27 protein-coding genes and 1 tRNA gene are annotated in these 24,334 nt (G+C 60.5%); 12 read left to right on the top strand and 16 right to left on the bottom strand.

The features are described 5' to 3' along the window. Positions 1-227, bottom strand: a 227-nt coding sequence (locus AB5Y92_RS18790) for a chorismate lyase (protein WP_368227373.1), incomplete at its 3' end; no start/stop codon positions are given. Between the two features lie 145 nt (positions 228-372). On the opposite strand from AB5Y92_RS18790, the gene AB5Y92_RS18785 reads away from it, so the two are divergent. Both AB5Y92_RS18785 and AB5Y92_RS18780 read left to right on the top strand, forming a co-directional pair. Next, positions 373-807: a flagellar basal body-associated protein FliL gene (locus AB5Y92_RS18785; RefSeq protein WP_005339527.1), complete on the top strand. Its 435-nt coding sequence runs from the start codon at positions 373-375 to the stop codon at positions 805-807. A 112-nt stretch (positions 808-919) separates the two neighbouring features. Next, a complete protein-coding gene (locus tag AB5Y92_RS18780) occupies positions 920-1,084 on the top strand; it encodes a hypothetical protein (RefSeq protein ID WP_005339525.1) in 165 nt (54 codons plus the stop codon). A 20-nt stretch (positions 1,085-1,104) separates the two neighbouring features. Here the strand turns inward: AB5Y92_RS18780 and AB5Y92_RS18775 are convergent, their stop codons facing one another. From AB5Y92_RS18775 to waaF, 5 genes are all read right to left on the bottom strand, one after another. Continuing rightward, positions 1,105-1,437, bottom strand: coding sequence for a DUF2799 domain-containing protein (locus tag AB5Y92_RS18775; RefSeq protein ID WP_368227372.1), 333 nt, complete (start codon positions 1,435-1,437; stop codon positions 1,105-1,107). Positions 1,438-1,575: 138 nt separating this feature from the next. Continuing rightward, positions 1,576-1,701 carry a hypothetical protein gene (locus AB5Y92_RS18770; protein WP_005339521.1) on the bottom strand — a complete coding sequence of 42 codons (126 nt, stop codon included), beginning with the start codon at positions 1,699-1,701 and terminating at the stop codon, positions 1,576-1,578. Positions 1,702-1,775: 74 nt separating this feature from the next. After that, a complete protein-coding gene (locus AB5Y92_RS18765) occupies positions 1,776-2,756 on the bottom strand; it encodes an MDR family oxidoreductase (protein WP_368227371.1) in 981 nt (326 codons plus the stop codon). A gap of 93 nt (positions 2,757-2,849) precedes the next feature. Then, complete coding sequence (gene waaA / locus AB5Y92_RS18760; protein WP_368227370.1) at positions 2,850-4,115, bottom strand: lipid IV(A) 3-deoxy-D-manno-octulosonic acid transferase; 1,266 nt, start codon at positions 4,113-4,115, stop codon at positions 2,850-2,852. Position 4,116: 1 nt separating this feature from the next. Further along, positions 4,117-5,151: a lipopolysaccharide heptosyltransferase II gene (gene waaF, locus AB5Y92_RS18755; protein ID WP_368227369.1), complete on the bottom strand. Its 1,035-nt coding sequence runs from the start codon at positions 5,149-5,151 to the stop codon at positions 4,117-4,119. 208 nt (positions 5,152-5,359) lie between these two features. On the opposite strand from waaF, the gene AB5Y92_RS18750 reads away from it, so the two are divergent. Next, entirely contained in the window at positions 5,360-6,136 is a 777-nt protein-coding gene (locus tag AB5Y92_RS18750; protein ID WP_005339515.1) for a glycosyltransferase family 2 protein, read from the top strand. Between the two features lie 51 nt (positions 6,137-6,187). On the opposite strand, the gene AB5Y92_RS18745 is transcribed toward AB5Y92_RS18750, so the two are convergent. Next, a complete protein-coding gene (locus tag AB5Y92_RS18745) occupies positions 6,188-7,225 on the bottom strand; it encodes a glycosyltransferase family 9 protein (RefSeq protein WP_368227368.1) in 1,038 nt (345 codons plus the stop codon). Positions 7,226-7,359: 134 nt separating this feature from the next. Between AB5Y92_RS18745 and coaD the strand changes: the two genes are divergently transcribed. After that, positions 7,360-7,842: a pantetheine-phosphate adenylyltransferase gene (gene coaD, locus AB5Y92_RS18740; RefSeq protein ID WP_040069411.1), complete on the top strand. Its 483-nt coding sequence runs from the start codon at positions 7,360-7,362 to the stop codon at positions 7,840-7,842. A gap of 105 nt (positions 7,843-7,947) precedes the next feature. Here the strand turns inward: coaD and AB5Y92_RS18735 are convergent, their stop codons facing one another. From AB5Y92_RS18735 to radC, 6 genes are all read right to left on the bottom strand, one after another. Continuing rightward, the gene (locus AB5Y92_RS18735; protein WP_368227367.1) at positions 7,948-8,883 is read right to left on the bottom strand and encodes a VirK/YbjX family protein; all 936 of its coding nucleotides are present in this window, start codon (positions 8,881-8,883) and stop codon (positions 7,948-7,950) included. Positions 8,884-8,997: 114 nt separating this feature from the next. Next, a complete protein-coding gene (gene mutM, locus AB5Y92_RS18730) occupies positions 8,998-9,810 on the bottom strand; it encodes a bifunctional DNA-formamidopyrimidine glycosylase/DNA-(apurinic or apyrimidinic site) lyase (protein WP_368227366.1) in 813 nt (270 codons plus the stop codon). Between the two features lie 24 nt (positions 9,811-9,834). Beyond that, the gene (locus AB5Y92_RS18725; RefSeq protein WP_368227365.1) at positions 9,835-10,290 is read right to left on the bottom strand and encodes a hypothetical protein; all 456 of its coding nucleotides are present in this window, start codon (positions 10,288-10,290) and stop codon (positions 9,835-9,837) included. 93 nt (positions 10,291-10,383) lie between these two features. Continuing rightward, the gene (gene rpmG, locus AB5Y92_RS18720; protein WP_005307500.1) at positions 10,384-10,551 is read right to left on the bottom strand and encodes a 50S ribosomal protein L33; all 168 of its coding nucleotides are present in this window, start codon (positions 10,549-10,551) and stop codon (positions 10,384-10,386) included. An 11-nt stretch (positions 10,552-10,562) separates the two neighbouring features. Beyond that, positions 10,563-10,799, bottom strand: a complete 237-nt coding sequence (gene rpmB / locus AB5Y92_RS18715; protein WP_005307492.1) for a 50S ribosomal protein L28 — start codon at positions 10,797-10,799, stop codon at positions 10,563-10,565. Positions 10,800-10,935: 136 nt separating this feature from the next. Continuing rightward, positions 10,936-11,610, bottom strand: a complete 675-nt coding sequence (radC, locus tag AB5Y92_RS18710) for a DNA repair protein RadC (protein ID WP_368227364.1) — start codon at positions 11,608-11,610, stop codon at positions 10,936-10,938. A gap of 147 nt (positions 11,611-11,757) precedes the next feature. On the opposite strand from radC, the gene coaBC reads away from it, so the two are divergent. From coaBC to pgi, 5 genes are all read left to right on the top strand, one after another. Next, positions 11,758-12,960 (top strand): bifunctional phosphopantothenoylcysteine decarboxylase/phosphopantothenate--cysteine ligase CoaBC, encoded by a 1,203-nt coding sequence (gene coaBC, locus AB5Y92_RS18705; RefSeq protein ID WP_368227363.1) that lies wholly within the window; start codon positions 11,758-11,760, stop codon positions 12,958-12,960. 80 nt (positions 12,961-13,040) lie between these two features. Beyond that, on the top strand, positions 13,041-13,499 hold the full coding sequence (dut, locus tag AB5Y92_RS18700; RefSeq protein WP_005355985.1) for a dUTP diphosphatase: 459 nt from the start codon (positions 13,041-13,043) through the stop codon (positions 13,497-13,499). 68 nt (positions 13,500-13,567) lie between these two features. After that, positions 13,568-14,164, top strand: coding sequence for a nucleoid occlusion factor SlmA (gene slmA, locus AB5Y92_RS18695; protein ID WP_005339495.1), 597 nt, complete (start codon positions 13,568-13,570; stop codon positions 14,162-14,164). 165 nt (positions 14,165-14,329) lie between these two features. Next, the gene (locus AB5Y92_RS18690) at positions 14,330-15,166 is read left to right on the top strand and encodes a mechanosensitive ion channel domain-containing protein (RefSeq protein WP_005339493.1); all 837 of its coding nucleotides are present in this window, start codon (positions 14,330-14,332) and stop codon (positions 15,164-15,166) included. A 347-nt stretch (positions 15,167-15,513) separates the two neighbouring features. Continuing rightward, positions 15,514-17,163, top strand: coding sequence for a glucose-6-phosphate isomerase (pgi, locus tag AB5Y92_RS18685; protein WP_247823751.1), 1,650 nt, complete (start codon positions 15,514-15,516; stop codon positions 17,161-17,163). 160 nt (positions 17,164-17,323) lie between these two features. Here the strand turns inward: pgi and ilvC are convergent, their stop codons facing one another. Further along, positions 17,324-18,805 carry a ketol-acid reductoisomerase gene (gene ilvC, locus AB5Y92_RS18680; RefSeq protein WP_041210772.1) on the bottom strand — a complete coding sequence of 494 codons (1,482 nt, stop codon included), beginning with the start codon at positions 18,803-18,805 and terminating at the stop codon, positions 17,324-17,326. A 221-nt stretch (positions 18,806-19,026) separates the two neighbouring features. On the opposite strand from ilvC, the gene ilvY reads away from it, so the two are divergent. After that, positions 19,027-19,920, top strand: a complete 894-nt coding sequence (gene ilvY / locus AB5Y92_RS18675) for an HTH-type transcriptional activator IlvY (RefSeq protein WP_005342097.1) — start codon at positions 19,027-19,029, stop codon at positions 19,918-19,920. Here the strand turns inward: ilvY and AB5Y92_RS18670 are convergent. Then, on the bottom strand, positions 19,909-20,769 hold the full coding sequence (locus AB5Y92_RS18670; RefSeq protein ID WP_368227362.1) for a hypothetical protein: 861 nt from the start codon (positions 20,767-20,769) through the stop codon (positions 19,909-19,911). The genes ilvY and AB5Y92_RS18670 overlap by 12 nt on opposite strands. A gap of 192 nt (positions 20,770-20,961) precedes the next feature. Between AB5Y92_RS18670 and AB5Y92_RS18665 the strand changes: the two genes are divergently transcribed. Together AB5Y92_RS18665 and AB5Y92_RS18660 are read left to right on the top strand one after the other, a co-directional pair. After that, positions 20,962-21,153 (top strand): hypothetical protein, encoded by a 192-nt coding sequence (locus AB5Y92_RS18665; RefSeq protein ID WP_005339486.1) that lies wholly within the window; start codon positions 20,962-20,964, stop codon positions 21,151-21,153. 73 nt (positions 21,154-21,226) lie between these two features. Then, positions 21,227-23,809 carry a GNAT family N-acetyltransferase gene (locus AB5Y92_RS18660; RefSeq protein ID WP_368227361.1) on the top strand — a complete coding sequence of 861 codons (2,583 nt, stop codon included), beginning with the start codon at positions 21,227-21,229 and terminating at the stop codon, positions 23,807-23,809. A 264-nt stretch (positions 23,810-24,073) separates the two neighbouring features. Here the strand turns inward: AB5Y92_RS18660 and AB5Y92_RS18655 are convergent. After that, a tRNA-Asp gene (locus AB5Y92_RS18655) sits at positions 24,074-24,150 on the bottom strand. Positions 24,151-24,334: the final 184 nt, after the last annotated feature.

Here is a 24,334-nt window from a genome sequence, read left to right as displayed (position 1 = left end):
GTACCGGCCGGCGAGGACGAATCCACCAGCCACTGCTCATCGGCAGTAAGGGCGACCGGGTGATTGCCCAGCCACTCCACCGAAAAGTGGCGATTGTGCTGACGCAGCCGCCGGGTCATGGAGCCGGGCTCCAGCAGCCAGGGGCGCAAGCTGGCGGGCAATTCGCAACATTCGGGGGCCAGCCACCCGCTTAACGGCGTGAGGGGAACAGTCAACTCGGACTTCACAGCTTCACCATCCAGAGATTTCCGTGTTCAGGTTAAAATCCGGTTTATTATCCGTAAATCAATAGCGAAATGTAAGAACATCCGTGCTTGACGGCCCCGATGGCAACATCAAAAATGGGTTATCTCTTGCTGATGAGCCATCTATATGAAGATCTTCAAAATTCTGCTGGTGTTGTTACTGAGCTGTGGCGCCCTGCAGCAGCAAGCTCTGGCTGAAGATGAGCCGCCCGCCGAGGGCGCAGAGGGGGCTGCCAAGCCTGGTTTCTCCTACCACGCGCTCGATCCCGACATCATCACCAACTACCTGAGTGATAGCAAAACCCTCGGTTATATCCGGGTCACGGTGGAGCTGATGGCTGAAAACGAAGCCGATCTCAAGCTGCTGGAGCAGCATGACCCGCTGATCCGTGATGCCATCATCCGTCTGATTGGCAGCAAAAATGCCGATCAAGTGAAGTCCCTGACCAACCGAGAAGAGCTGCGCAAGGAGTGCGAGACAACCGTCAATGAACTACTGGTGAAAGAGACTGGTAAGAAAGCGGTGCGCGAGCTTATCTTCACCAAGTTCCTCTACCAGTAATTCCTCCCGAAACAATCGCTTATTGGCATATCGGCCAATAAGCGAGCTTTGCCGGTTTATTCGAAATGAAAATCGATTACAATACGACCGTCAAGTCGTAGAGGTAGTCGTTATGGGCAGCAAAACCCTGTGTGAATGGCGCCGTCACGAGATCCCCACCGATCTCAAGGCGTTGCGCAAGATAGTCCGCAAACCCAAGTTTGTCTGCAGCAAGTGTGCCCGCAGTGCCAATGATAAGGGTTACCTCTGCCAACCGCTGCGCTTGAAAGAGGAGTAACGCCCCTCCCTGTCAGGGCATTATTGATCGGTCCACCCCTGACGCCCCTGTTCGAACAATCTGCGCGCCTGGGTATCATTCGGGCAAACGCCGCGATACTCCTCGCCTGAGCGGCCAGCCAGATAGAGGTGCTCGGGGCGGCAATACCATGCCAATCCCTTCTGATGTCCCTGCTTCCACAGTTCGGCATCTACCTTCTTGCCACACTGACCCTGATGGAACTCGACCCGCTCGGTGGTGAAGCCCAGCTTGCCATCCGCCTCCCCCACCTCACTCCACACCTTCTCGCAGGGATCATCGTTGGAAACACAGCCACCCAGCAGGGTAGCCAACAATATGATGGTGAGTCGCATAGTCATCCTTGAGCGTCATTTGGGCAGTTCATTCTACCCAGCGCCCCGCCCCTGACCAAGGACGAACGCTCAGCCGTGTGAGCGCGGCAAAAAAAATCAGGCGGGCCCAAAGCCCGCCTGTTCGTTCAATGCCGTGGTTCACTGGTCATCGAAAGTGTCATCATCCTGCCAGCTTTCATCTTCCCACTGATCCAGCTCTTCTTCCCAGGAATCCGGCTCCCAATCATCATCAGAGGAGTCGTAATCCGGCTTGTGTCCACCCATCTTCACTCTCCTTGGATAGTTCACCCGCACTCCAATTTTATCCGGAATTGTCGGGCTCGCCAGTCAGAGAGAGCTCAAAGTTTGACCAGAGTCCGGCCGGCGATCTGGCCTTGCGTGATGGCCTCGGCGGCCTCCACTACCTGCTCCAGCCCAATCTCGGTAACCGCCTGTTCAAAGAAGCTGGCGGGCAGATCCCGTGCCAGTCGCTGCCACGCCAGTTGACGACGTTCAAACGGGCACATCACCGAATCGACCCCCTGCAGCCGCACATTGCGCAGGATGAAGGGCATCACACTGGTCGGCAGATCGAAGCCACCCGCCAACCCACAGGCCGCCACGGCGCCGCCATAGTTCATCTGGGCCAGCAGCTTGGCCAGCACCTGACTGCCGACGGTATCGATGGCACCGGCCCACAGCTGCTTCTCCAGCGGTTTGGCGGGCACCAGCAGTTCGCTGCGCGGCACGATGCGGCTGGCACCCAACGCAGTGAGCATGGCGCCCTGCTCTTCGGGACGACCGGTCAGCGCCGCCACCTGATAGCCAAGGGCCGCCAGCAGGGCGACCGAGGTGGCCCCCACACCGCCTGCCGCACCGGTGACCAGCACCTCGCCACTTGCGGGAGTAATACCCGCCTCTTCCAGTGCCAGCACGCAGAGCATGGCGGTGAGACCGGCGGTACCGATGCACATGGCCTGCCGTTCATCCAGCCCGGCGGGCAATGGCACCAGCCAGTCCCCCTTGACCCGCGCCTGTTCGGCCATACCGCCCCAGTGCCCTTCGCCCACGCCCCAACCGGTCAGCACCACCTTGTCGCCGGGCTGATAGCGGCTGTCGGCAGACTCGAGCACGGTACCGGCGAAGTCGATGCCGGGCACCAGCGGCCACTGACGCACTATCTTGCCCTTGCCGGTGATGGCCAGCCCGTCCTTGTAGTTGATGGAGCTGTAAGCGACCGCTACCCGCACTTCACCTTCCGGCAACTGGCTCTCGGCCAGCCGGGTCAGAGTCGGAACAGTCTTGCCGTCTTGGTTTTCCAGTAACAGAGCCTTGAACATGGTTGCCTCTTTGATGACGTGTGAAACGGGGATCAGCTGCTTTGACGCTTTTGCAGTTGAAAATCGAGAGCCAGTGCGGTGCTCATCATGGGTTCAGTCGTTCTCCAACGCAGTGAGGCAGTGCGAGAGAGTGCGCGCCAGCGCACCCTGATTGCGCAGCACCACGGCGCGGGCCTGCTCCCCCATCTCGCGGCGGGCGTTGCCGTCGGCAAACAGCTGGCTCACCTGCTCGCCCAGCTCGGCGGCATCGGCCACGATGGCGGCGCCCCCCTGAGCCACCAGCTGGCGGGTGATGTCGCTGAAGTTGAAGTAGGCGGGACCGGTCAGGCAGGGCTTGCCGAGGGCCGCCGGCTCCAGCAGGTTGTGACCGCCGATCTTCACCAGACTGCCGCCGACGAAGGCCACATCGGCCGCCGCCAGCATCAGCGGCAGCTCGCCCATGGTATCGCCGAGATAGACCTTATCCTCCGCACTCACCGAAGCACCATCAGTGCGCCGCACGCAGCCATAAGGGGCACACAGCTCGGCCACCCGGTCGAACCGCTCGGGGTGGCGCGGCACCAGAATGAGCAGCGCGTCGGGATGGCGTTTGAGCAGCAGATCGAAGGCGGCCAGCACCTGCTCGTCCTCACCCAGATGGGTGCTGGCGGCGATCCAGACCGGCCGCTCGGCTCCCAGCTGCTGGCGCAGGGCGCGCCCCTTGGCCTGCACCTCGTCACCAAACTGGATATCGAACTTGATGGAGCCGGTCACCGCCAGCCGCGAACGATCGATGCCGAGGCGGGCGAAGCGGTCTGCGTCATCCTGATGCTGACAGAGCAGATGAGTCAGCGGCCGGCTCAGGGCATCGAAGGCGCCGTGGAAACGGGCATAACGCTGGCAGGAACGCTCGGAGAGGCGGGCGTTGATGATGGTCACCGGCAGGTGGCGCGCCTCGCAAGCGGCCAGCCAGTTGGGCCACAGCTCGGTCTCCATCACCCAGAGCGCGCGCGGCTTGAAGGTGTCGAGAAAGGCGGCAATGGCCCAGGGGTAGTCGAGCGGCGCGTAGCGATGGATCACCAGATCCCCCAGCTTGGCAGCCTGATCGGCACCGGTGCGGGTGGTGGTGGTGAGCAGGATCGGCAGATCGGGCCGCTCCGCTTTGAGGGCGCGAATGAGCGGCGTGATGGCCAGCGTCTCCCCCACGCTCACCGCATGGATCCAGAGCGGCGCCTCCTGTCCGGTAGCTGGCAGCCGCCCGAGATGCTCGGCCCAGCGCTTGCCAAAGCCGGGCTTGCCTTTCTTCGGCTTGTAGAGGGCCAGCAGCGCCAGCGGCAATCCCAGATGGATCAGCAGGTTGTAGAGCAGACGGTAGGGCATCTTACTGACTCTGCTCCAGCTTCTTGCAGGCATCGACCACCTGCTCCGGCGCCAGGTCGATCAGGCACTTGAGATGGCCAAACTTGCAGGTGCGCTTGAAGCAGGGGCGGCACTCGATGTCGGTGTGAACGATCTCGACCCGATCCGCCAGCGGCGGGGTGTAGAGCGGCGAGGTGGAGCCATAGACGCCCACCAGCGGCCGGTTGAGAGCGGCGGCGATGTGCATCAGGCCGGAGTCGTTGGAGATGACCCGGCTGGCCAGCGCCATCAGATCGATCGCCTCGTGCAGGCTGGTCTTGCCCGCCAGCACGTGGCAGTTGGGGCGAGTCAGCAGGTTGACCCGCTCCCGGATGGTATTGGCTACCGGTACATCCTTGTTGGAGCCGAAGATCCACACCTGCCACCCTTCGTCCAGATGCTGCTGAGCCACCACGGCGTAGTGCCCCTCCGGCCAGCGCTTGGCCGGGCCAAACTCGGCACCGGGACAGAGCACCAGCACCGGGCGGGCGCGATCCAGCCCCAGTCGCTCCAGAGCCTTGCTCTGGTTGACCAGATCGACGTGGAGAGAGGGGTGGGGAATGGTCGGAATATCGGCCCGGCTCTTCATCTGCTCCTTGGGATAAGCGAGCGCCAGATAGCCCTCTACCATCAGCGGGAAAGCGGACTTGTTGCTGCGCATATCGTTGAGCAGGCCGAAGCGGTGCTCCCCTTTCCAGCCGGTACGCACCGGAATGCGGGCAAACCAGGGGATCAGCGCCGACTTCATGGAGTTGGGTTGAACGATGGCCTGATCGTACTTCTCGGCCGCCAGTTGTTTGCCGAGGCGGCGGCGCGCCACCAGCTTGAAGTCACCGTGGCCGAGGGGCATGGTGATCGCCTTGTCCACCTCCGGCATCCGCTCCAGCAGGGCGCAGCACCAGGCGGGGGCCATCACGTGCAACTCGCACTCGGGATGGTTGGCCTTGATCGCCTTGTAGAGACTCTGGGACATCACCATGTCGCCGACCCAGGAGGGGCCGATCACCAATATTTTCATTACGCGTCTTCTCTCGGGTCTGGCCCGGCGGTTAATCATCACTGGGCGAGATTATGCCCCAAGAATGGTCGGATAAATAACAGAAGATCCTTGGTAGTCGCCTCGGCCAGCCGCCACCCGGGTCATGCCCCGGCCACGCTTTTAGGCTAGAATGGGCGCCAATTCGAGCATGTCCCGCCAGCCGGGCAATAACCGTGAGCCCACATTCGTGAAAAAACCGACTCTGGCTGCCGTTCTGATCGTCAAGAATGAAGCCGACAACCTGCGCAAGTGCCTCGCCTCCCTCGACGGACTGGTGGACGAGATCGTCATTCTGGACTCAGGCAGTCAGGACGAGACCCCGGCCATTGCCGCCGAGTTTGGCGCCCGCTTCTTCGTCAATGCCAAGTGGCCGGGCTTTGGCAAACAGCGCCGACTGGCCCAGTCCCACGTGCAGTCCGACTGGGTGCTGTGGCTGGATGCCGACGAGCGGCTCACTCCCGAGCTGAAAACCGCCATCGCCAACGTGATGGCCAATCCGGCCAGCGATACCATCTACTCGATCCCGCGCCTCTCCTGGGTGTTTGGCCGCTTTATCCGCCACAGTGGCTGGTATCCGGATCGGGTGCTGCGCCTCTATCCCAAGGCACTCACCAGCTACAACGAGGCGCTGGTGCACGAAAAGGTGGAAGTACGGGCCAACATGAAGATCGTCAACATTCATGGTGACCTGCTCCACTTCACCTATCGGGATCTGGAGCACTATCTGGTGAAATCCGCCGGTTATGCCCGTGCCTGGGCCGATCAGCGCACCGCCCGCGGCAAGAAGGGCTCCCTCAGTCAGGGGCTGATCCATGCTGTTGGCTGCTTCCTCAAGATGTACCTGCTCAAAGCGGGCTTCCTCGATGGCAAGCAGGGGTTGCTGCTGGCGATCCTCTCCGCCCACTCTACCTTCGTTAAATACGCCGACCTCTGGGTGCGCCAGCAACCGCAGCAGCCGGAATAACCGTCATACGAAACAGGGCCCCCCGGGGCCCTGTTTGCATTGCTGCATACGTTATTTTCGCCAGAAAGGCGCCGCCCAGCGGGCCATCACCGGCACCATGGTCTTGGGATCGAGCTGGCTCATATCCTCAGGATGGTCGCTATCCTCCGGCGGGCTGAAGGCGAGGTGACGCCCTTCGCTGTTGAGGGGCTTCCAGCGCAGCGGAGTGGCGGAGCGGCGCATCGGGAAGAAACCGATGGTCGGCACATCGAGCGCGCCGGCGATATGGAGCGGGCCAGTACTGCCTGCAACGAACAGGGCGGCGTTAGCCAACACCTGACAGAACATCGGCAGACCATCGCTGGAGCGATAGATCCAGCCGTTGCCACCGTGGGCCAGCAACTCGGCCGCCAGCTGTTCGGCCATCTTCTCCTCGCCCGGGCCTGCGGTCAGCACGCACTGCAGCTCGGGGCAGGCCTGATTGAGCTTGATGATGATACGGGCATACTGCTCGATGGAGAGGTTGTTGGCCGAACCGCCGCTACCGGCATGCACCATCAGCCAGGGGCGGCTGGCATCGAGCTTGAGCTTGGCCGCCAGCTGTTCGCGCACCTGTAGCAGGGTCTCGTCATCGAACCGCAGGAAGGGGGTCTTGGGCTCCACCACGGCGACCTGATGGTCGGTCAGGAAGCGGCGGATCAGCTCCAGGTTGTACTCGGACTCCGGCTTCTGGGAACGGGAGCGGCGTTGCACCAGTCGCTGGTTGTAGAGCACCTGCGCCAGCTTGGTCGCCGGCGCCAGCCGGTAAGGGATGTGCGCCTTCCACACCAGCATGGCGTTGCGGGAGTTGGAGAAGAGGCAGATGGACGCGTCGAACGCAGCCGCCTTGATCCGCGCCAGCAGCGCTCGCTGTTGCTCCTTGTCGGCACGCACGCCCGGATCGATGATCACCTCGTCAATCCAGGGGCAGAGCCGGGCCAGCGGCGCCGTGTAGGCCGGAACCAGGGCAGTCACATGACACTCCATGGAGCCTTTGAGCATGGCGAAGCTAGGCCACGCCAGCATGAAGTCACCAATCTTGTCATTGCGAACGACCAGAATACGTTTCATAAAAAATCCCTTTGCTCCCTGTCACCAATGCAAGGAGGCTTGATGCGCGATGGCGTATTCTTGCCTGATGCACTGCTATTCTCAAGCGACGACCTTATAATGCGACCAAATTTCCAGGTTGCAGGACCACAAAGATGACTACCAGGGTGATTTATCCCGGGACATTTGATCCCGTTACCAATGGCCACGCCGATCTCATCGGCCGCGCCGCCAAGCTGTTTGACGAGGTGGTGGTCGGGGTCGCCAACAGCCCGAGCAAGCGCCCGCTGTTCGATCTGGCAGAACGTGTCCAGCTTGTCCAGCAAGTGACCAGCACGCTTCCCAACGTCAAGGTGGTGGGCTTCTCCGGGCTGCTGGTCGATTTTGCCAAAGAGCATCAGGCCAACGTGCTGATCCGCGGCCTGCGCGCCGTCTCCGACTTCGAGTACGAGTTCCAGCTGGCCAACATGAACCGCCGCCTGATGCCGGAGCTGGAGAGCGTCTTCCTCACCCCAGCCGAGGAGAACTCCTTTATCTCCTCCACCCTGGTGAAAGAGGTGGCGCTGCACGGTGGCGACATTCGTCAGTTTGTCGATCCCGTGGTGGCCCAGGCCATCGCAGCCAAACAGAAAGGGTGATCCCCTTCCACACTGGCCATTCCCGACGGCAACAACGAACAAGGGCTACCCGCGGGTAGCCCTTGTTGTTTCTCTCTCGCATGGAGAGGCCAGCCTGCTTGCCGGTTACTGACGGGCAAACCGCTCATTCATCTCCTGCACCAGCAGATCGAGCCACTCGTAGCGGCGCCGGTACATGGCCCGCTTCTTGGAGGCGATCTCCTCCAGCGGCTTGCGCGGCTGGGCTTGCAGAGCGACGAAGTTGGCATCCACATCCCGGGCGTCGAACTCCTGCCACAGCTCGTCATAATCGGCCTGCAAATTGGCTTTCTGCTTGCTGCTGTAGCGCTTGGCCTGAAACACGTGAGCCCGTTTGCGCACCGCCAGCACCTCCGCCGCACCCATGCTCTGCGCCAGTTGCAGCACCAGCTGCACCAGCAGGGATTTGGGCCGCAGGCCGTGCCCCTCTTTGGTCAGCTCGCGCACCCGATCCTGGGCATTGTCGACCGCAGGCTCCGGCCCCTGCATGGAGCCGATCATCAGAATCAAACGATCCACGCTGCCCGCCAGCGAAAAGGCGCAGCTGTAGAGGCGCAGCCCCTCTCCGTTGACGATAGAGAGCGCCAGCTCGGCCTCGCGGCGGAAGGTGCCATCGTGGCGCAGCAGAATGCGGCAGCCGCTCTGGGGATAGTGCCCAAGTTCGATCCCCTCGCCCAGATAGAGGGGATTGATCAGCTGCGGGTAGCACTCCAGCAGCAAACGGTAGTGATTTTCCAGCATCTCGGCCCGCTCACGGGCGCTGGCACAGGCGAAGCGATAGGGGCGCATCGGCTTGTCGAGCAGCTCGGGATAGACCGCTGGCAGCGCCTTGAGCGAGTCGCACTGAAACAGGTTGAAGACCCGGCTCAGCGACTTGCGATAGAGCAGGCTGCGCAGCACGAACTTGCCGCGATTGAAGGTTTTCCGGTCACATCCCTCGGGGTAGAGGAAGCGGGCCATGGATTTTGCGCAATAGCGCTCCTGCCGGGATAAATATTCCCAGTCTATTGATTTAACTGTCATTTTTATATTCTCAAACCGCCTGAACGGTCGGGATACTAGTGACAGCTGTGCAAATCTTCAACAGAGTGGAAATACGCTGTTACAACTTCCCCCGGATCGGGGCGAAAAGTGCGCTCAGCGCTGGCAATGACTGCAAAAAACCGTGGTGCGCTGGCCCATTCTTGTCTCGGTCAGCAGGGTGTGACAGTGGAAACAGGGCTGACCGCCACGACCGTAAACCTGCAACTGCTGCACGAAATAGCCCGGCTTGCCATCGGCACTGGTGAAATCCTTGAGAGTGGTGCCACCTTGGCGAATAGCCTCGGCCAACACCCGCTTGATCTCGGCCACCAGGGTTCCCAGCCGCTCGGCGCTGATATTGCCCGCCGCCCGTTTGGGGTGAATGCCGGCAGCATAGAGCGCCTCGTTCGCGTAGATGTTGCCCACCCCGACCACCACCTGATTGTCCATCAGGAACTGTTTGATGGCGGTGCTGCGCCCCTTGGCACGCCCCTGCAGGTAATCAGCACTGAAGGCATCGGTGAGCGGCTCTGGCCCCAGCTTGACGAGCAGCGCATGGGCTTCGGCCGGTTCCCGGGTCCAAAGCAGGGCGCCGAAGCGGCGCGGATCGTTGAGCCGCAGCAGCTTGCCATTCTCCAGCTCGATATCCACGTGGTCGTGCTTCTCGGCCGGGGTGCCGATATCCAGCACCCGCAGGCTGCCGGACATCCCCAGATGAAGGATGGCGGTGCCGAAATCGGTCTCCAGCAGCAGGTATTTGGCACGGCGACGCACCCGATGGATGGTGAGATCCACCAGCTCCTGAATTTCACCGGGGATCGGCCAGCGCAGGCGGCCATCCCGCACCACCACGCGCGTCACCTTGATACCGGTGAGCCAGGGGGAGATCCCCTGACGACTGACTTCAACTTCTGGCAATTCGGGCATGTGCACCTCGCAAGGAAAAGGAACTCAGGGGGCAGGACGCAACAGATCGCGATACTGTTCGGCAGTTAGGGCGAGCCAGAGACCGGAGGGCAACTGGGCACCATATTGGCCGCTGTTCTGATAGAGGCCGATCTCGACCGGATCGTTCTGGCCGGCAATCCACACCTTGATGGCCACCGGGGTGCCGCGCACCACCTCGCCGGGGGGCAGCAACCAGCTCTGCCAGCGCGCCAGACGGGCATCCAGCTGCGCTGTGTCGAGCCCCAGATCCGGCATGCTGCGCCAGCCCTGACCGATCCGCTCAATCTGCCAGCTCGGTCCCTGCCAAGTGAGCACCACAGACGCATCCGGCAGCAAGGAGCGAGCCCGCTTGGCGCTGTTCTCCTGCTGGGCAGTCTCCATACGATGCAACAGGGTGATCACGAGCAGCACCACCACAATGATCACGTTATTCCAGCCTTTGCGGCTCAATTTGAACATGGCAAGCCTCCCTTTGAACCGGCAGTGTACTGAATTCGGCGCATAAAAAAACCCGGCACGAAGCCGGGTTTTTGGGAATGCAGCATCAAGTAATTACTTGATTTTGCCTTCCTTGTAGATCACATGCTGACGAACAACGGGATCAAACTTTTTGATCTCCATTTTTTCGGGCATGGTGCGCTTGTTTTTGGTAGTGGTATAGAAGTGACCAGTACCGGCGCTGGAGTTCAGGCGAATTTTCTCGCGAATACCTTTAGCCATGATCTAATTCCTTATACCTTAACACCGCTGGCGCGCAGTTCAGCCAGAACCACTTCAACGCCACGCTTGTCGATGATACGCATGCCTTTTGCGGATACGCGCAGGCTTACGAAGCGTTTTTCACTCTCAACCCAGAAACGGTGAGTGTGCAGGTTCGGCAGGAAACGACGCTTGGTGGCGTTGTTAGCGTGCGAACGGTTGTTACCAACTGCCGGGCGCTTGCCGGTTACTTGGCATACTCTAGACATGTCAGTCTCTCCAAATCTTACTTCATTGCTCGAGCAAATATCTGCCCCGCTGGCCTTCGATTGCGGGGCAAACAGAAGGCGGCATTTTATACAGCATCCGTGATCAAAGATCAACTAATACGGTGCCAGAGCACAGTTATAGCCAACCGCGCTCGGCAAAAGAAACCGTGATGCCATCACCGATCACCAAGTGATCCAGCACTCTGATATCGATCAGGGCCAAAGCGGCCGTGATCCGACCCGTGATCTGGCGGTCGGCCCTACTGGGCTCGGCGACGCCGGACGGGTGATTATGCGCCAGAATCACCGCGGCTGCATTATGTTTGAGCGCGATCTGCACGATTTCTCTTGGCCAGACGCTTGCCGAGTCGATGGTGCCGAAAAAAAGCTCAACAAATTGAATGACTCTGTGCTGATTGTCGAGCAACAGCAGGGCAAACACCTCGCGGGGCCGATCCCGCAGCTGAGCCTGCAGATAGTCCCGGGTCAACTGGGGCGAAGTGAGCGCATCACCCCGTTGCAGCTGCTCGGCCAGATGGCGTCTGGCCATCTCCAGCACCGCCTGCAACTGGGCATATTTGGCCGGGCCAAGGCCGTGCGCCTCGCAGAATGCCCGTTGATCCGCGCCCAGCAAGCTGCGCAAAGAGCCGAATTGATTCAATAGATTACGTGAAAGATCCACTGCACTCAGGCCATTGACGCCAGTGCGCAGAAAGATGGCGAGCAGCTCGGCATCGGAGAGCGCCGCAGGCCCCTGACGCAGCAGCTTCTCTCTGGGGCGTTCATCTTCCGGCCACTCTTTGATGCTCATTTGTCTCTCCCTCATCCCTGTTGAGAAAAAACATAGCAAAAAATTGCGCGCGCCCGACCACACCCCTTGATGCCAACCCCTGTCGTCATCCATTGCCTGTGGTATCTTAGCCGACCAGTCAGAATGAGCCGGATAGAGAAACAGCAGATGAGATTGGCCGATAAACGCATCCTGTTGGGTGTCAGTGGCGGTATCGCCGCCTACAAGAGTGCCGAGCTGGTACGCCGCCTGAAAGATCAGGGCGCCGAAGTGCGGGTGGTGATGACCCGCTCCGCCAAGGAGTTCATCACCCCGCTGACCCTGCAGGCGGTCTCCGGTCATCCGGTAGCCTACAGCCTGCTGGATCCCTCTGCCGAAGCGGGCATGGGCCATATCGAGCTGGCCAAGTGGGCCGATCTGGTACTGATCGCCCCCGCCAGTGCCAACCTGATGGCGCGGATGGCAGCAGGCATGGCCGATGAACTGCTGACCACCCTCTGTCTGGCCACTCCGGCGCCCATCGCGCTGGCACCCGCCATGAACCAGCAGATGTATCTCAACGCCGCGACCCAAGCTAACCTCAAGACCCTGGCCAGCCGCGGCATTCTGCTGTGGGGGCCGGATGCCGGCAGCCAGGCCTGTGGCGATGTAGGCCCGGGGCGGATGTTGGACCCCCTCGAACTGGTGGAGCGCTGCTGCCAGCAGCTGGCCGCCGAGCCGTTGTTGGCGGGTGTCAAGCTACTGCTGACCGCCGGCCCGACCCGCGAGGCGCTCGATCCGGTGCGCTACATCAGCAACCACAGCTCCGGCAAGATGGGCTACGCCATCGCCCGCGCCGCCCATGAGGCGGGTGCCGAAGTGACGCTGGTGAGCGGCCCGGTGACACTGGCTACACCTGCTGGAGTCACCCGCATCGATGTCGAGAGCGCCGAGCAGATGCATCAGGCGGTGATGAGCCGGGTGGGCGAGTGCGACCTCTTCATCGGCTGCGCCGCGGTGGCCGACTATCGTCCTGAGCAGGTGGCCAGCCAGAAGATCAAGAAAACCGGCGACAACGACCAGATGGTGGTGAAGCTGGTGAAAAACCCCGACATCATCGCGGCCGTCGGTGCCCTTTCAGACAAACCCTTCACCGTCGGATTTGCCGCCGAAACCGTGGATGTGGAACAATACGCCCTCGACAAGTTGCAGCGTAAGCGGCTGGACATGATCGCCGCCAACGATGTGTCCCGCGAGGGGCAAGGCTTCAACGCCGATGACAACGCCCTGACCGTGTTCTGGCAAGGGGGCCAGGCCCCGCTGCCGCTGGCCGACAAGCTGACGCTGGCCCGTCACCTGATCGCCCTGATTGCGCACCACTACCGGCACTGAGCGTCCCGAAAGAACAAGACTCACGGCGCCCCGCCTGCCAAGAGGGGCGCCAATACAAGATCCAACTGAAAAAGCGATTCATGACTACACAAATTGAACTGAAGATTCTGGATGCCCGTATCGGTACCGAGTTCCCGCTGCCCGCCTACGCAACACCGGGCTCTGCCGGCATGGATCTGCGCGCACTGCTGGATGCGCCGCTGACTCTGGCTCCGGGCGATACCACCTTGGTGCCGACCGGTCTGGCCATTCACATCCAGGATCCGGGTCTGTGTGCCACCATCCTACCCCGCTCCGGCCTCGGCCATAAGCACGGCATCGTGCTGGGCAACCTGGTCGGTCTCATCGATTCCGATTACCAGGGTCAGCTGATGGTCTCGGTCTGGAACCGCGGCAAGGATGAGTTCACCATGCAACCCGGCGAGCGCATCGCCCAGCTGGTGATCATGCCGGTAGTTCAGGCCAGCTTCCAACTGGTCGATGAGTTCAATCAGAGCGAACGGGGTGAAGGCGGTTTTGGTTCTTCTGGTCGCCAATAACAGACCACACCAGCCCGATGGGTGGTGCTTAATAACAGAATCAAGCCATTGTTTTTTTAGGGGAATCCATGGCAAGCAGTAATCAGAAACAGAGTCGGCGCGATCAGATCCTGCAGGCGCTCGCCCATATGCTGGAAACCAGTCCGGGTCAGCGCATCACCACGGCCCGTCTGGCGGCCGAGGTCGGCGTCTCTGAAGCAGCCCTCTATCGACATTTTCCCAGCAAGGCGCGGATGTTCGAGGGGCTGATCGACTTTATCGAGGATTCCCTGCTGTCACGGGTCAATCTGATCATGGCGGAAGAGAAGGACACCATGGCGCGCTGTCACCATATCCTGCAGCTGCTGCTGGTGTTCGCCGAGCGCAATCCCGGCATCACCCGCATCCTCAATGGCGACGCCCTGCTGGGCGAGCACGATCGGCTGCGGGATCGCATCAGCATCCTGTTCGACAAGCTGGAGACCCAGATCAAGCAGGTGCTGCGCGAAAAGCGGCTGCGCGAGGGTCAGGGCTTCCAGCTCGACGAGACTATGCTGGCCAATCTGCTGCTGGCCTACACCGAAGGCCGCATCAGCCAGTTCGTGCGCTCCGAGTTCAAGCTCAAGCCGACCGCCGGTTTCGAAGATCAGTGGCAATTTATCCGCAGCCAGCTGCTGCAGAGCTGATGGTTTTTTCGCATCATTCAGCAAAAAGAAGGGAGGCTTTGGCCTCCCTCCTTTTTTGTGTCAGGTTTTTATGGCAGAAAAGAAGTACCAGATGCGACCCGTACTGTCGCGCTGCGGTGTTAGATTTATCCACCATAAACCTTTTAGAACCTGACAGGACATCCTATGGAACCCGAAATCATTACCGAAGCGCAGACCTGGCTGGTCAATAATCAGGGACTGCTGATCGAATACGGCGTCAATATCGCCGCCGCCCTGCTGACCCTGCTGGTCGGCTATATCGCCGCCAACCTCATCAGCGGTGGCGTGGTCAAGGTGATGCAGGCCCGCAAGCTGGACACCACAGTCACCCACTTCGTCGGCAGCATCCTCAAATACGCCATTCTGGTGTTCGTGGTGATCGCCGCGCTGGGCCGTGTCGGCGTGCAGACAGCCTCCTTCGTCGCCATTATCGGTGCCGCCGGTCTGGCCATCGGTCTGGCGCTGCAAGGCTCGCTCTCCAACTTCGCTGCCGGCTTCCTGCTAATCATCTTCCGCCCCATCAAGGCGGGCGAGTTTATCGAAGTGGCGGGCACCGCGGGTGTGGTGCAGTCCGTTCAGCTCTTTACCACTACCCTCACCTCCGGTGACAACAAGATGGTGGTAGTACCGAACTCCGCCATCCTCAACGGCACCATCGTCAACTACTCGCGTATGGATACCCGCCGCGTCGATATGACCTTTGGCATCGGCTACGGCTCCGACCTGCGCAAGGCCAAACAGATCCTCGAGCGTCTGGTGAGCGAAGAGCCGCGCATCCTGAAAGATCCGGCAGCCACCATCGCCGTTGCCGCGCTGGCCGACTCCTCGGTCAATATCGTAGTGCGTCCCTGGGTGAAAACCGCTGACTACTGGGGTGTCTGGTTCGACTTCCACGAGAAGGTGAAACTGACCTTTGATGCCGAAGGCATCGAGATCCCCTTCCCGCAGATGGTGATGCACATGCAAAAACCGCAGGCATGATCGCGGTTCTGCTGCAACAGACAATGCCAGCCTTCGGGCTGGCATTGTCGTTTCTGGCCCCAGCCCATGGCCATGTCGGTGCATAACCACGCCAACCGGATGAAAACAATTTCAGGCTATCGGGGTGGCCCCAATCATGAGCAAGCGCAAGATCCGCCTTGCTTTCGTGACACATAATCCCAATGTTCTGGTTGTATGCTCCCGACACTGACCCATTGCGGTAAAAGACAATCGGTAAAAATCTGTTACACGGGCCGCCCGATCGGCTCGCTATAATGCTCGGATAATAAGGTTTGGCGGGACCTTGCCTGCAAGGTTCAAACACAACTTGGCATTTCAGGAATCCTATGAAAAATATCAATCCAACCCAAACCCAGGCCTGGCAGGCACTGGAAGCCCACTTTGCAGCAAACAAAGAGACCCGACTCAAGGATCTCTTTGCGCAGGACCCGAAGCGCTTTGACAAGTTTTCCCTCACCTTCGGCGGCGACATCCTGGTTGATTACTCGAAGAACCTGATCACCGAAGAAACCCTCAAGTTGCTGGTTGATCTGGCCAAAGAGACCGATCTTCGCAGCGCGATCGATGCCATGTTCAATGGCGACAAGATCAACATGACCGAAGGCCGCTCCGTACTGCACGTGGCCCTGCGCAACCGCTCCGACCGCCCCATCGAGAGCGACGGCAAGGATGTGATGCCGGAAGTGAACGCCGTACTGGCCAAGATGAAGGGCTTCTGCGAGAAGATCATCTCCGGCGAGTGGAAAGGCTACTCCGGCAAGGCGATCCAGCACGTGGTCAACATCGGTATCGGTGGCTCCGATCTCGGCCCGGTGATGATCACCGAGGCACTGCGTCCCTACAAAAACCACCTGCAGATGCACTTCGTCTCCAACGTCGATGGCACTCACATCGCCGAGACCCTGAAGAAGATCGATCCGGAAACCACCCTGTTCCTGGTGGCCTCCAAGACCTTCACCACCCAGGAGACCATGACCAACGCCCTGACCGCCCGCGACTGGTTCATCAAGATCGCCGGTGACAAGGCCCACGTTGCCAAGCACTTCGCCGCCCTCTCCACCAACGGCAAGGCCGTGGCCGAGTTCGGCATCGACACCAACAACATGTTCGAGTTCTGGGACTGGGTTGGCGGCCGCTACTCCTCCTGGTCTGCCATCGGCATGCCCATCGCCCTGTCTGTCGGTTTCGAGAACTTCGAAGCCCTGCTGCAAGGCGCCTTCGAAATGGACATGCACTTCGCCACTGCCTCCTATGAGCAGAACGTGCCGGTGCTGCTGGCGCTGATTGGCCTGTGGTACAACAACTTCTACGGTGCCGAGTCCGAAGCCATTCTGCCGTACGACCAGTACATGCACCGCTTCCCTGCCTACTTCCAGCAAGGCAACATGGAATCCAACGGCAAGTACGTGGATCGCAACGGCAAGCCGGTTGACTACCAGACCGGCCCCATCATCTGGGGTGAGCCGGGCACCAACGGCCAGCACGCCTTCTACCAGCTGATCCACCAGGGCACCAAGCTGATCCCCTGCGACTTCCTGGCGCCGGCCATCAGCCACAACCCGATCGGTGACCACCACCCGAAACTGCTGGCCAACTTCTTCGCCCAGACCGAGGCGCTGGCCTTCGGCAAGAGCAAGGAAGAGGTCGAAGCCGAGTTCCTGGCTGCAGGCAAAACCCTGGAGCAGGTCAAGGATCTGGTGCCGTTCAAGGTGTTCGAAGGCAACCGCCCGACCAACTCCATCCTGTTCAAGAGCCTGACCCCGAAAACCCTGGGTGCCCTGATCGCCATGTACGAGCACAAGATCTTCGTACAGGGCGCAATCTGGAACATCTTCAGCTTCGACCAGTGGGGCGTGGAGCTGGGCAAACAGCTGGCCAACAAGATCCTGCCGGAGCTGGGCAACAACGAGGCTGTCACCAGCCACGACTGCTCCACCAACGGTCTGATCAACACCTGGAAAGCGTGGAAAGCCTGATTTATCGGGCCTTTCTGAATGCAAAAGCCCCGCTCGATGAGCGGGGCTTTTTTATTTATGGCTGTCGGGCTGGGTTTTCTGGCGGGCCGGTCGGGTGTCCAGTCCGACCGGCGACGGGGATCGTCATCCCCGCCCCTTCATCATCCAGCCCGATGCCGGCTTAACCGCCAACGGCGATGCGTTTCATGTCTTTCATATAACCACGCAGTACCTGGCCGATTTTTTCGATCGGGTGGTTGCGGGTCGCCTCATTTGCAGCCAGCAGCGCCAGGTTGTCGACGCTCTGCCCTTCCGCCTTGCTGGCACCCAGATCGCCCGCTTTCAGGGTCGGCATGAAGTGCTCGCGCAGCAACGGCACTGCAGCGTTGGCGAACAGGTAGTTGCCGTACTCGGCGGTGTCGGAAATAACCACGTTCATCTCGTACAGACGCTTGCGAGCAACGGTGTTGGCGATCAGCGGCAGCTCGTGCAGGGATTCGTAGTAGGCAGACTCCTCGTAGATACCGGAAGCCACCATGGTCTCGAACGCCAGCTCGACACCCGCCTTGACCATGGCCACCATCACCACGCCATTGTCGAAGTACTCCTGCTCGGCAATCTTGCCTGCGAACGCCGGGGCGTTTTCGAAGGCAGACTTGCCGGTCTCTTCGCGCCAACCGAACAGCTTGGCATCGTCTTCGGCCCAGTCGGCCATCATGCCACGGGAGAACTCACCGGCGATAATGTCGTCCATGTGCTTCTCGAACAGCGGGCGCATCAAGGTCTTGAGCTGCTCGGAGAGCTCGAAGGCGCGCAGCTTGGCCGGGTTGGAGAGACGGTCCATCATCAGGCTGATGCCACCCTGTTTCAGGGCTTCGGTAATGGTCTCCCAGCCGAACTGGATCAGCTTGCCGGCGTAGGCCGGGTCTGTGCCTTCGGCAACCAGCTTGTCGTAGCAGAGCAGGGAACCGGCTTGCAGCATGCCGCAGAGGATGGTCTGCTCGCCCATCAGGTCAGATTTCACTTCCGCCACGAAGGAGGACTCCAGCACCCCGGCACGGTCACCGCCGGTGGCAGAGGCCCACGCCTTGGCGATGGCCATGCCTTCGCCCTTGGGATCGTTCTCCGGGTGAACGGCGATCAGGGTCGGCACGCCGAAACCGCGCTTGTACTCCTCACGAACTTCGGTGCCCGGGCACTTGGGCGCAACCATCACGACAGTGATGTCGGAGCGGATCTGCTGACCCTCTTCCACCACGTTGAAACCGTGGGAGTAACCCAATGCGGCGCCCTGCTTCATCAGCGGCATCACGGTTTTCACGACGTCGGAGTGCTGCTTGTCCGGAGTCAGGTTCAGCACCAGATCGGCGGTCGGGATCAGCTCTTCATAGGTGCCGACCGCGAAGCCGTTGTCGGTAGCCTTCTGCCAGGAGGCGCGCTTCTCGGTGATGGCGGCCTTGCGCAGGGCGTAGGAGATATCCAGCCCGGAGTCGCGCATGTTCAGACCCTGGTTCAGACCCTGGGCACCACAGCCCACAATCACCACCTTCTTGCCCTTCAGCACGTTGCAGCCGTCCGCGAACTCTTCGCGCTGCATGAAACGACACTTGCCCAGCTGGGCCAACTGCTGACGCAGGTTCAAGGTGTTGAAATAGTTAGCCATGGTGATTGCTCCGTTCGATTGATTCCATGCCGGGTAGCGGCGTTGTCTGAACCACTATAGCGCGGGACACTTATTGCCTGAACTGATATATTCGAAACAGTACGTTGCAATAACTGAAACGCTCACTCTTCATAATTGCCTGCTGAATGTACCGCGAGATGGCAGAAACAAGCCGCCAACCGCTGGATATCGGGCACACAAGCCGCGCCAGGAGCTGAAAGATGGACCTTCGCAATCTCGAGCTGTTTCTCCACCTCGCCGACTCCCTTCATTTCGGCAAAAGCGCCGATGCCATGGCGGTCAGCCCTTCCACCCTGAGCCGTGCCATCCAGCGGCTGGAGCAGGAGACAGGCTGCATCCTGTTCGAGCGGGACAACCGCTCGGTACGGCTCACCCCCGCCGGCGAGAAGCTGCGCGAATTCGGCGGCGGCCTGTTGCAGGAGTGGCGTCAGCTCAAGCAGGAGCTCAAACGCAGCGATGAACCGCTACAAGGGCGGCTGCGGGTATTCTGCTCGGTCACTGCCAGTTACTTTCTGCTGCCCGAGGTGCTGGAGCGCTTTCGCCGCCGCTACCCCCAGCTGGAGATCAAGCTGGAGACCGGCGACCCGGCGCTGGCGGTGGACAAGATCCTGGCCGATGAGGCCGATCTCGCCATCGCCGCCCGCCCCGATGCTCTGCCCGCCAAGCTGGAGTTCGCCAGCCTGCAGCTGGTACCGCTGGTCTTTATCGCGCCGCGCAATGCCCCCCAGCTGAACCAGTGGTTCCGTCAGGGAGAACCTGATTGGGAGCAGTTGCCAGTCATCCTCTCCGAGCAGGGGCTGGCCCGCAAACGCAGCGATCAGTGGTTTCGCAACAAGGGGATAGCGCCCAACATCTATGCCGAAGTGGCGGGTAACGAGGGAATCGTCGCCATGGTGGCGCTCGGCTGTGGCGTAGGATTGGTGCCAGCGGCGGTAATCGACCATAGCCCGCTCGGTGACAAGGTGCGGATCATCGACCTCAAACCCGCCTTCAAGCCATTTGATGTGGGGATCGGGGTGCTCAAGAAGCGACTGGAAGAGCCGCTGATCCGCGCCTTCTGGGATACTGCGCAGAATCAGGGCTCACTGCGCTGACACCGGATTATAGATAAGGGCCGGATCGGCCATCATGATGCGGCTGGGCAGCGGCAAGTCGGGGTTGTGCAGCTCGAGGCGCACCCGTTCATCCAGCTTCAACCGCCGAATGGTGCTGCCAAATCCCTCTTCAAAGACCCGGTCAAAAGCACCAGACTGCCGCGCCCGCAGCAGGCCAAGCTTGATGCGCTGGGCCAGCTCCGGATATTTTGGCGAGACAAAGAAGAGCAGCGCCAGCGGATAGCGAAACACCAGACGGGGCTCGATGGCGAGATCCGGATGCTGCCTTAGCTCATCCTCGACCTCGATGACCGAACGCAGAAAGCAATCAAAACGCTTCTTGCGCAGCATGTTGAAGAGCGCCTCATAAAGATTGCCCACCGTCACCTTGAGGCCGTTAGCCCGCAGCAACTGGGTGTCTGGCCAGGATCTGTGCTGACCGATGGAGAGCCCGGCGCGATGCCAGTCCGCCAACGACCCAATCGCGGCAAAACGCCCCTCATCCCCCTGCCGAACCAGACACACCCGCCATCCCAGCAGCCCCTTGGCCAGCGGAATGTGGATTGCCAGCAACTCCCGTTCTCGCTCACCATCGGGGGCAAAAACACCGACCTGAACCAGCTCGCCGCTGCGCAGCTCCTTCACCGCCCGCCCCTGCTCCATTTGCGGGCTGGAAACCAACTGGTAGGGGCCATATTCGGGCACGGTGAGGTCGAGGGAGAGGCGCAACAACTGGACGACGGCGGGGTTGGGGTGATCCAGCAACAGATTCCAAGCGCGGATAGGCTGCTCGGTTGCCGTTGCGCCAACCGTCCACAGTGCTATGCACCACCACCAGACTCTGATCATCCTGCGCACCATCCGTGCCTCATGCTCCTCGCCATACTATAACGTCAGCCAGCGCCTCAACGGCGCCCTCTCTGAAAGATGTGTGAGCGCTCTCGTGTCAAATCTCGTGTCAAAAGTGACAATAGGCAAACCCGGCAGGTCATCGCAGACTGGGCGTTCATCAACAAACGCCAAGGCGCAGGGAGGAGAGCCATGAAACAGCATTTGGTAGAGATCAAGGGTTCAACCCTGTTTGACGAGTATCTGCAGAGCATGGGCGTGCCCAGCACGGCGCTGGACCGGGAGCAGGATATCTATCTGCAAGAACGCCACCTCGGCGCCATTCGCCGGGTGCAGGGCGAACTGCGCTTCTATCTGCGTGCCAATGCCCTGAACAAACGGTGATCAGGATCCGGTCACAGAACCCGCAGCAAAGGCGTATTAGACTGGTATCTTCCCCCTTTCGACGGGAGTGCCCATGAAAGCAAGCGGTCTGGATCGGCTGTTCAAACCCCACTCAATCGCCGTGATCGGCGCCTCGACCGACCCGCTCAAGGCGGGTCATGTGATCGTGCGCCACCTGCTGGCGGGCCAGTTCAAAGGGCCCATCCTCCCTGTCACCCCGCGCAACAAGTCCATCGCCGGCGTGCTGGCCTATCCCGATATTGCCAGCCTGCCGCTGACCCCGGATCTCGCCATCATCTGCACCAGGCGGGAGCGGGTCTTGCCGTTGCTGGAAGCGCTCGGCCAAAAGGGTACGGGCGCAGCCATCATACTGGCCGCCGACTTTTCCCCCGAGGAGCGGCTGGAGCTGAAACGGGTCTGCCAGCAATACGGCATTCGCCTGCTCGGCCCCAACAGCATGGGGATGCTGCTGCCCGGCCAGGGGATCAACGCCAGCTTTTCACCCATTGCCGCCAAGCCGGGACAGGTCGCCTTTCTGTCGCAATCCGCCGCCGTCAGCACCACCATTCTGGATTGGGCCAAGCAGCATGAGCTGGGCTTCTCCGCCTTCATCTCCCTGGGTGATCACTGCGACATCGACTTCGGCCAGCTGCTGGATCAGCTCTCCCGCGACAGCGTCACCCGCGCCATCTTGATCTACATGGACAAGCTGCACGACGCCCGCCACTTTCTCTCGGCGGCGCGGGCAGCCTCGCGCAACAAGCCGATCCTGGTGCTGAAAAGCGGGCGCCACGATCCGGCCCACGGTCTCGACAATGTCTATGATGCCGCCATCCGCCGTGCTGGCATGCTGCGGGTACGGGATACCCACGAACTGTTTGCCGCGGTGGAAACCCTCAGCCACTCCATGACCCTCAAGGGGGAGCGGCTTGCCATCATCTCCAACGGCCGCGGACTGGCCAATATGGCGGTGGATGTGCTGCTGGAGCGTGGCGGCAAGCTGGCTCGCCCGCCGCTCGACATCGGCAGCGATGCCACCATCGCCACCTATCAGGAGGCGTTGGACAGCGTGTTGCAGGAGGATGGTATCGACGCCATCCTGATTATCCACGCACCCTCGCTCACAGCACCGAATGCACCGCTGGCCAGCCATCTTATCGCCCATCTGAAACAGCATCCCAGAGCGCGCCGTTTCAACATCCTCACCAACTGGGCGGGTGAATACTCGGCGCAGGAGGGGCGCAAACTCTTTACCGAAGCGGGCTTCCCGACCTACCGCACACCGGAAAGCGCCATGGCCGCCTTCATGCACATGGTGGAATACCGCCGCAACCAGAAGCAGCTGATGGAAACCCCGGCATCCCTGCATGGCAACCAGCTCAATGGCGAGCTGTGCCAGCAGCTGATCCGCCAAGCACAGGAGCGCAAACAGCTAAGATTGGATACCCATCTGGTGCACCCGATTTTACAAGCCGCAGGTCTTTCGACCCTGCCAACCTGGATCGTCACCGACGCCATCGAGGCGACCCTGACCGCCGAGCAGATCGGCTATCCAGTGGCGGTAAAACTGCGCTCGCCCGATATCCTGCACAAGTCTGCCGTACACGGCGTGGTGCTCAATCTGCGCACCTCGGCCGAAGTGGCGCAAGCCGCAGATGCCATTCTGGACAGGGTCAAACAGCATGATCCGGGCGCCCGCATCGAAGGCTTGCTGGTGCAACGCATGGCTCGCCGCAGCGGCGGCCTCGAGCTGCGGGTGCGGATCCAGCAAGACGCCATCTTTGGCCCCGTCATTCTGCTGGGTGAATCGGGAGCCGAACCGCAGGATATGGTAGCAGCCTTGCCACCGCTCAATCAGGCTCTGGCGCGTTACCAGATCATCGGAGCCCTCAAGAGCCGCAAGATCCGCGAACAGGCCACACCGGAACGACTGGATATCGATGCCCTCGGTCAAGTGCTCTGCCAACTATCCGAGCTATTGCTCGCCTTTCCTGAGATTCAGGAACTGGACCTGCACCCGTTGCAAGCGTGCGGCGCCGAAATGGTAGTGCTGGATGCCAGCCTCACACTGAGTGACCCTACCATCCCGACCAGCAACCGACTGGCAATCCGCCCCTATCCTACCGAACTGGAGGAGGGTGCCTGGCTCAAGGATCAGGGTCATGTTCTGCTGCGCCCCATTCGCCCGGAAGATGAACCGGCTCACAAACAGTTCGTGCTGCAGGTTTCCGATGAGGACAGGTACAAACGCTTCTTCGCCGACGTGGGTGAGCTGGGTCACGAAGAGTTGGCCCGCATGACCCAGATCGATTACGACCGCGAAATGGCCTTTGTCGCCGTAGGGCAGGATGGGGAACGTAAAGATCAGATTCTCGGGGTAGTGCGCGCCATCTCGACGCCGGATCTCAGCGATGCCGAATTTGCCATTCTGGTTCGCTCCGACCTGAAAGGATTGGGGCTCGGCAAACTGATGATGGAGAAGATCATCCGCTACGCCAAAGAGCAAGGGATTGGTCAGCTCTCCGGCATGACCATGCCCAGCAATCGCGGCATGGTCAACCTCGCGAAACGGCTTGGCTTCAAAATCGATGTGCAAATGGAAGAGGGGGTAGTCAATATGGAACTGCTCTGTAGCCAGCAAGCGACAGAAGCCTGATTTGACCACCTGTAGAGTCATTCAAATAGCTGTAAATGAAACTGATAAGACTCTGATATAGCCAGAAGATGGTGGGAATAGTCTGCTATCTGGCCATCCTTCCGACAGGTAAAAGCGAGCCATTGGCTGTTTAACACGCTAAAAACACCAAAGCCCAGTCGTCAGACTGGGCTTGTGCTGGCTCTGGTGTGCAAATCTGTGGCTCTTATGAGCAAACCGCCCATAGCAAAAAGGCCTTCCCAATCGGGAAGGCCTTCAAATTAGTGGCGGAGCGGACGGGACTCGAACCCGCGACCCCCGGCGTGACAGGCCGGTATTCTAACCGACTGAACTACCGCTCCGCATTCGGTTAGCTTGCGCTAAATTGTCTGCTGCTTCTTATGAGATGTCATCCTCGCAGCCAGTGACGTGATTCTTCACATCACCGTTTAATTGGGTGCCTGGCAGTGTCCTACTCTCGCATGGCGAATGCCACACTACCATCGGCGCTACCGCGTTTCACTTCTGAGTTCGGCATGGGATCAG

Source organism: Aeromonas sp. R1-1, from assembly GCF_040908495.1.
In the GTDB taxonomy this organism is placed as follows: Bacteria; Pseudomonadota; Gammaproteobacteria; order Enterobacterales; family Aeromonadaceae; genus Aeromonas; species Aeromonas veronii.
Note: the sequence above shows the minus strand (reverse complement) of the source record. Positions and strands in the feature narration are given on the sequence as shown.

Bases quoted from the DNA above. Each gene is read 5' to 3' on its own strand.
- pgi (WP_247823751.1), top strand. From the start codon at position 15,514: ATGAAAAATATCAATCCAACCCAAACCCAGGCCTGGCAGGCACTGGAA.
- ilvC (WP_041210772.1), bottom strand. From the start codon at position 18,805: ATGGCTAACTATTTCAACACCTTGAACCTGCGTCAGCAGTTGGCCCAG.
- waaF (WP_368227369.1), bottom strand. From the start codon at position 5,151: ATGAAAATATTGGTGATCGGCCCCTCCTGGGTCGGCGACATGGTGATG.
- rpmG (WP_005307500.1), bottom strand. From the start codon at position 10,551: ATGGCTAAAGGTATTCGCGAGAAAATTCGCCTGAACTCCAGCGCCGGT.
- AB5Y92_RS18780 (WP_005339525.1), top strand. From the start codon at position 920: ATGGGCAGCAAAACCCTGTGTGAATGGCGCCGTCACGAGATCCCCACC.
- dut (WP_005355985.1), top strand. From the start codon at position 13,041: ATGACTACACAAATTGAACTGAAGATTCTGGATGCCCGTATCGGTACC.
- waaA (WP_368227370.1), bottom strand. From the start codon at position 4,115: ATGCCCTACCGTCTGCTCTACAACCTGCTGATCCATCTGGGATTGCCG.
- ilvY (WP_005342097.1), top strand. From the start codon at position 19,027: ATGGACCTTCGCAATCTCGAGCTGTTTCTCCACCTCGCCGACTCCCTT.
- AB5Y92_RS18690 (WP_005339493.1), top strand. From the start codon at position 14,330: ATGGAACCCGAAATCATTACCGAAGCGCAGACCTGGCTGGTCAATAAT.
- radC (WP_368227364.1), bottom strand. From the start codon at position 11,610: ATGAGCATCAAAGAGTGGCCGGAAGATGAACGCCCCAGAGAGAAGCTG.
- coaD (WP_040069411.1), top strand. From the start codon at position 7,360: ATGACTACCAGGGTGATTTATCCCGGGACATTTGATCCCGTTACCAAT.
- slmA (WP_005339495.1), top strand. From the start codon at position 13,568: ATGGCAAGCAGTAATCAGAAACAGAGTCGGCGCGATCAGATCCTGCAG.
- AB5Y92_RS18670 (WP_368227362.1), bottom strand. From the start codon at position 20,769: ATGATCAGAGTCTGGTGGTGGTGCATAGCACTGTGGACGGTTGGCGCA.
- AB5Y92_RS18735 (WP_368227367.1), bottom strand. From the start codon at position 8,883: ATGACAGTTAAATCAATAGACTGGGAATATTTATCCCGGCAGGAGCGC.
- AB5Y92_RS18775 (WP_368227372.1), bottom strand. From the start codon at position 1,437: ATGCGACTCACCATCATATTGTTGGCTACCCTGCTGGGTGGCTGTGTT.
- AB5Y92_RS18745 (WP_368227368.1), bottom strand. From the start codon at position 7,225: ATGAAACGTATTCTGGTCGTTCGCAATGACAAGATTGGTGACTTCATG.
- AB5Y92_RS18660 (WP_368227361.1), top strand. From the start codon at position 21,227: ATGAAAGCAAGCGGTCTGGATCGGCTGTTCAAACCCCACTCAATCGCC.
- AB5Y92_RS18765 (WP_368227371.1), bottom strand. From the start codon at position 2,756: ATGTTCAAGGCTCTGTTACTGGAAAACCAAGACGGCAAGACTGTTCCG.
- AB5Y92_RS18665 (WP_005339486.1), top strand. From the start codon at position 20,962: ATGAAACAGCATTTGGTAGAGATCAAGGGTTCAACCCTGTTTGACGAG.
- AB5Y92_RS18770 (WP_005339521.1), bottom strand. From the start codon at position 1,701: ATGGGTGGACACAAGCCGGATTACGACTCCTCTGATGATGATTGGGAG.
- coaBC (WP_368227363.1), top strand. From the start codon at position 11,758: ATGAGATTGGCCGATAAACGCATCCTGTTGGGTGTCAGTGGCGGTATC.
- AB5Y92_RS18785 (WP_005339527.1), top strand. From the start codon at position 373: ATGAAGATCTTCAAAATTCTGCTGGTGTTGTTACTGAGCTGTGGCGCC.
- rpmB (WP_005307492.1), bottom strand. From the start codon at position 10,799: ATGTCTAGAGTATGCCAAGTAACCGGCAAGCGCCCGGCAGTTGGTAAC.
- mutM (WP_368227366.1), bottom strand. From the start codon at position 9,810: ATGCCCGAATTGCCAGAAGTTGAAGTCAGTCGTCAGGGGATCTCCCCC.
- AB5Y92_RS18725 (WP_368227365.1), bottom strand. From the start codon at position 10,290: ATGTTCAAATTGAGCCGCAAAGGCTGGAATAACGTGATCATTGTGGTG.